3 protein-coding genes and 1 pseudogene are annotated in these 4,009 nt (G+C 65.7%); all 4 read right to left on the bottom strand.

Annotated features, from left to right (window positions below; genetic code table 11):
• Positions 1 to 72: 72 nt before the first annotated feature.
• The gene (locus AB0B89_RS35255; protein ID WP_358561773.1) at positions 73 to 1,359 is read right to left on the bottom strand and encodes an ATP-binding protein; all 1,287 of its coding nucleotides are present in this window, start codon (positions 1,357 to 1,359) and stop codon (positions 73 to 75) included.
• Entirely contained in the window at positions 1,356 to 2,105 is a 750-nt protein-coding gene (locus AB0B89_RS35250; RefSeq protein WP_358561770.1) for a methyltransferase domain-containing protein, read from the bottom strand. The genes AB0B89_RS35255 and AB0B89_RS35250 overlap by 4 nt, the downstream gene beginning before the upstream one ends.
• A gap of 361 nt (positions 2,106 to 2,466) precedes the next feature.
• On the bottom strand, positions 2,467 to 3,621 hold the full coding sequence (locus AB0B89_RS35245) for a hypothetical protein (RefSeq protein WP_358561767.1): 1,155 nt from the start codon (positions 3,619 to 3,621) through the stop codon (positions 2,467 to 2,469).
• Positions 3,618 to 4,009, bottom strand: a pseudogene (locus AB0B89_RS35240) (hypothetical protein); the annotation flags it as partial. The gene AB0B89_RS35245 and the pseudogene AB0B89_RS35240, both read right to left, overlap by 4 nt.

The following is a 4,009-nucleotide window of genomic DNA, read 5'->3' as shown; positions in this document are numbered from 1 at the left end:
GGGTCATCGTCACTGTCTCGATCGTCCTGTCTAGCTCTGTTTCACATCATGAGGACTCATTCGTCCTATGTCTCACAAGAGTCTGACAGAGAGGGACTCGGTGAACAGCTCCAGGAACCCCTGCAACGTCATCGACGGCACCGCCTCGTCGATTCCGTCCAGGGCGCACGCCACCGACCCCGAACGCGCGAAGTACTGGAAGACGTCGAAGACGTACGAACTCTCGACGGCCATGTAGGGCGCGAGCGTACGGGTGACGAACTCTCGGAACTCCTCGTCCCGCCTCTTCAGGCTCATGTCGAAGTAGAAGCGGTAGCGGCGTCGGCTCGCCGTCGCCGATCCGGCTACCAATCGCTTCAGCAGCGTCGACTTCCCGCTTCCGGAACGGCCGACGATGAGCAGGTTCCCCCCGGACGACGCGACCTCGTCCACCAACCGGTCGGCGGCCCCAACGCGGGAGATCCGCTGCTCGCCGGTGCGCTCGTTCGTGGTGAGCAGATCGCCGGAGATCGCCATGCTCGCCGCGTCGAGCAACCCCGGATAGGCGTTGGAGACGTCTGCCAGATGCCGGTCCAGATCGACGAAGGCATCCATGAAGCGGTCGTACGTGACGACCCGGTAATCGCTGCCCAGCGGGCTCGGAGCCACGTGGACACCGTTCTCCTCCAGGATCAGGAACCGGGTGAGCTTCGGCAGTTGCGTCTGTAACAGATCGCCGCCGGTGGCGTCCAAGACCTGGGTCACATCATCGACGTTCTTACTGAGCAGCAGTTCGACGTACTCGCTTCGCAGCCCTCGCTCGCGGAAGAAGAGCTGGTAGATGGTATTGCGGGACAGCTCGAAGCGCTTGACCGGCTTGTAGTCCAGGGTCAGGTAGAGCCCGGCGAGGAACTCGGCCTTCAGCGCTACATCGGGGGAGAGCTTGGGCATATCCCCGGTCAGGATGCCGCTGCCCGTGCTGCTGAACCAGGCCAGCACATCGAGCAACCGGCGGACTGCGGTCAGCCCGTCTTCGTCGGCGACGTGGTAACCGTCGTGAGTGGAACGGTTGCGTAGACGCTGGATGTCACGGAGCGAGTCGATGACGACACTGCTGCGGATATGCGGCTGAGCGCCCTTGATCAGCTCGCTCAGCGCCTTGCCGCCGGGATCGCCGGGGACGTTGTGATACCTCCAGAGCTGCTTGAGGATACGCTCGGTGATCTTCCCGACCAGGGCGATCGTGTTCTCCGGATACCCATCGCCGAGCGACTTGATCGGACGTTCGAAATCCAGCCCGAGATGGCGGGCGACACGGGAGTGGTCGTCCAGCTCATTGCGCAGCTGGTAGAGACGGGTGTCGAACTCCACGCTGCTCACGCTTTCGCCCCGAGCACGAAGGCGAATCGGTCCGGGAACCGCAACTCGGAGCCAGGATGCCTGCGATGAATCTCCGCGATGCCCTGTTCGATCCCAGTGTCGTCAAAGCTGGACAACAGAGACATGTATCGGTTGCGGACCATTTGCACGTAGCGCTCTGTACTGAAGGTGAGCATGAACTCGTCGTAGGTCAGTTCGGAGGTGAGCCCACTACTCCTCATTGCCGCGGCGACCTTCGAGGGGTCGGGTTGCCGGTCCTTGAAGAGCTTCAGCGCGGCGGCGAACAGCGGGTAGGCGATGACCGTAGGCAACATGACCACGAGCATCCGCCCGCCGGGTCGCAAGAGGCGGGCAAGACCGTCAAGGACACGGGGAGGATCGCCGACGTGGTGGATCACTTCCTTGATAAGGATGGAGTCGTAGCTGTCATACGGGAGCTCCGCACGCCCTTCGGCAAGATCTTCCGCTGCGGCGTGCAGCGGGATCAAACGCTGATGGGGGGAAATCTGGTCCAACATTGAGGTGGACGGGTCGGCGCAGACCACAGCGTCGGCGTGCTCGGCAAGCCTGCGCGCGTAAAGCCCGGTTCCCCCACCGACATCCAGCACACGATGACCCGGGCCGATCCGAAGCCGGTCGAGAATATTTCCGGTCATCCATTGGATGAAATTTGGACTGTATGCCCAGTTCTCGTCGTACCTGTCAGCGAGGCTGTCGTAGTGAGCTCGCGTGACATCGTTCTGCACGAGGCGTTCCCTCCAAGCTGGAGCATCAGGGCAAGCCCCAGCATCCGATGGATGGTGATGCCAGTCAAGAAATAACTGTCTCCTTTTGAGGGGTGTTTCTTGATAGGGCAAATCTACTAGCGCTTTTAGTTCGATTGCCACGACCGAGTGACTGTTAGACGTTCGGGTGCCTTACACGCATATCCGCCCAACGGCTGTGAGTGTGCCGACTGCAGCGAAGAGAGGACCCCATCGGCTGGCACAGCCTGCCCGAAATGGGCATGACAGCCTTGCAGACGAGCACGGCGTCACCCCCGATAGCCGGCGTCTGGGCCTGTTGGCGTCTGTCGAGTGCGGCTGAGGGTTGCGGTGAGGAGGAGCGTCAGCTCGGCGGCGAGGTGACCGGTGGGGGGCCGGCTTTCTTGGGGCTGCTTGCGAGGTGGTCCTGGAGTTCGGCGTGCCGGAACTGGTAGAGGGGGCCGACGGCGCGGAGCAGGCCGAGCTTGTGCATGTCGTCGAGGAAGGCCATCATGCGCAGCGGCAGGCGGCCGGTCGGGGCCAGGAGGAGTACGGTGATCGTGGACATCAGCCACGCCTGCCGTGGGCGTCGCACCATCCCGAAGCAGCTTCCGAGGGCCATCCCCAGCCCGAGATTGCTCCACAGGTCCGCCGTCCCCCGGCCGAGCTGCGCGATCATCCAGTCGGCGCCGAGCATGACCGCGGCGCCGAGTGCGAGACCGGTCATGAGCCGGACGCCGATCAGAGCCCGGTTGACCTTCCAGGTGGACATGGGGGTGCGGGCGGCGGTGAACCGTGGCAGCCGCTCCTCCGATGGTTCGGGGGGACGCTGGAGGGCGAGCCCGAGCCAGGTCATGATGGTCATGATCGCGCCTGTGGCGAGCCCGGCCGCCACGCCGTTCGTGGCCCCGACCACCACTCCCGTCGGCAGGCCGAGGGTGGGTAGGGTGAGCATGGCCAGCCGCACGTTCGGACGTTGCTCGGTGATGAGGGCGGCCAGCCGGCCGGGCAGCTCCAGGCGGGAGAAGACCGGCGTTCCGGAGCCGTACGTCGCGCTCGCCAGCCCGAACGTGAGGCCCAGGGCGAGTCCGAGCACGGGCCTGCCGCTCAGGAGGGCCGCGAGCATGGCCGGCAGCCCGAGCACGATGCCGGTCCACAAGGTGGCCAAGGATCTGACCGGCACGCTGAGCCGCTGATCGGGACGTTCCGCCGCCCATCGGGTGATCTGCCACCAGCCCAGGTCACGGGTACCGTGCCTCGCCGACAGCACGGCTAGGTAAGTCAGGCACCTGCGCACCTGATCCGGGTCCCAGGACCGGCGCGGCCGGAAGCGGTCCTGTGCGGGCGGGCGGTCCTGTGCGGGCGGCCGGTCGAGGAGGGCTCCGATCAGGTTGTCCAGCAGGTGCGCGCGCAGCGCGGCGACGTCGTCGCGGTAGACGGTGAGCAAGGGGGCGGGGTCGGCGTCCCTGCCGATGTAGACGGTGCGGATCAGCCACAGTCCGAGCGCGGTCTTGGTCACCGAGGCGAGTGCCGGAGCCGTGCCCGACCCAGCGCGCGCAACGTCTCCTCCCAGGTGTACGGAGGGTTCGGCGGCAGGTCGTCCGCGAGGTAGCCGACCGCGACCTCCCGTGACAGCGCCATGGGCGCGATGACGGCCGCGGCCTTCAGCACGCGTTTCGCGGACTTCACCGCGTCGGCGTACTCGGTGGTCCGGGAAGTGACGATCACCTGGTCGCCTTCGGCGAGCGTCCGGTTGAGAGTGATGATCACCTTGGCCCGCGCCGGGCCGGGAAGCTCGTCCAGGCCGTCGAGGATCGGCAGGATGGCTGACGACCTGGTGTGGCCGCGCCGCGCGAGAAGATCGGCCCCGTCGGGGCCGCGCCCGCCGCCGAGGAGCGGTGCGGAGT

This window comes from Sphaerisporangium sp. NPDC049002 (genome assembly GCF_040649355.1).
Lineage (GTDB): Bacteria > Actinomycetota > Actinomycetes > Streptosporangiales > Streptosporangiaceae > Sphaerisporangium.
Note: the sequence above shows the minus strand (reverse complement) of the source record. Positions and strands in the feature narration are given on the sequence as shown.